Consider the following 1161-nt stretch of genomic DNA (forward strand, 5'->3'; position numbering starts at 1 on the left):
CCATACATTGTTTCGGGCGTTGCGGCTTCACCGCACGGCTGCAAGCCCGATTCTAAGTTGGTAAAGTTCAGCTTTTTGCAGTGGAGTCAAAAGTATAAAGTCATAGTCATAGAAAGTGTTGCGAACTAAAACCATTCTAGCCTCAAGACATTTTTATGGCCGCAGCGCAAGAACGTGGTTGAGTAAGTTGTCAGGTCGTATCGAAACCCGTTTTGCGCCGTTCTTGGTCTCGATACGACCTTCGGGCTACTCGACCACCGAACAGATGGCAAACTGCCAAGTAGTTAGAAGTAGTCATTTACCTAAAGAAGTTATCCAGCACTAATGCAAAAAATGTGGCGTACTGAGAAACAATTGCGCTAATTAACAATCCACTTCCAAGAGCCAACCATGCTTGGGTAGATACGGCGTAAATCCACAATGTTGCAGGAAGGAAAGCAATGAATATCGCGAGAAAGAAGATAATACGGATTTTTTCTAAGTAGGCCATGAAACCGGCGCCTAGCAAAGGAATAAAACAGAAGAATATTGCTGTAGCACCTCCGTACCCCAAGATACTCAAATCTAAACGTTCTAAATCATTGTTATGGTGTTGTTGGCGCTCAAAGCGAATTAAAAACCATACAATTAAGGTGAGTGAATAAAAACCTACCAATGCTGCAATGATAAAAGAACCTTGCGGAGCATCTTGAAAATCTGAAATGAAGGGAATCTTAACAAGCCCTAAAGATGCTAGAAAAGTACCTATTCCTATAGTATCGGCTACGAGTCCTACGATTCCAGCATACAGTTGAAATTTGTCTAAACGGCTCATCAATCTAAACCCTGATAGAGATACTACGTTTATCGGTTTATCGGCAGGCTGCCCGCCAGGCATCCAGCGCCCAGTGTTTTTTGAGGAAATCGAAGTTCATGGCGTTGGCCTGGGGGCAGAAATCCGCCGTGTTCAGGTCGTATTCTACCCCAAAAACGGCTTTGTTGGACTGGACGAAGGGAGTCAGCAGGCTGCATTCGCCGTAGGTGAAGCATTCTTCGTTGAGCGCCCAGTCGAAATCGGGGAGTAAATCGGGAATCTGATCGAGGTCGTTCTTCAGGCCGATGGACAGGCCGCGGGCGTGGGCCTCGCTGGCAAGGAAGCGGTTGTAGGTCAACTGGTCGGCG

2 protein-coding genes are annotated in these 1161 nt (G+C 46.4%); both read right to left on the minus strand.

Features of this window, described 5'->3' with window-relative positions:
- Positions 1-298: 298 nt before the first annotated feature.
- Positions 299-877, minus strand: a complete 579-nt coding sequence (locus D6694_15770) for a hypothetical protein (protein RMH33061.1) — start codon at positions 875-877, stop codon at positions 299-301.
- Positions 852-1161 (minus strand): endo alpha-1,4 polygalactosaminidase (locus D6694_15775; protein RMH33062.1); only part of this gene is annotated, 310 nt, incomplete at its 5' end. The genes D6694_15770 and D6694_15775, both read right to left, overlap by 26 nt.

It is taken from the genome of Gammaproteobacteria bacterium (assembly GCA_003696665.1).
Lineage (GTDB): Bacteria > Pseudomonadota > Gammaproteobacteria > Enterobacterales.

Bases quoted from the DNA above. Each gene is read 5' to 3' on its own strand.
- D6694_15770 (RMH33061.1), bottom strand. From the start codon at position 877: ATGCCTGGCGGGCAGCCTGCCGATAAACCGATAAACGTAGTATCTCTA.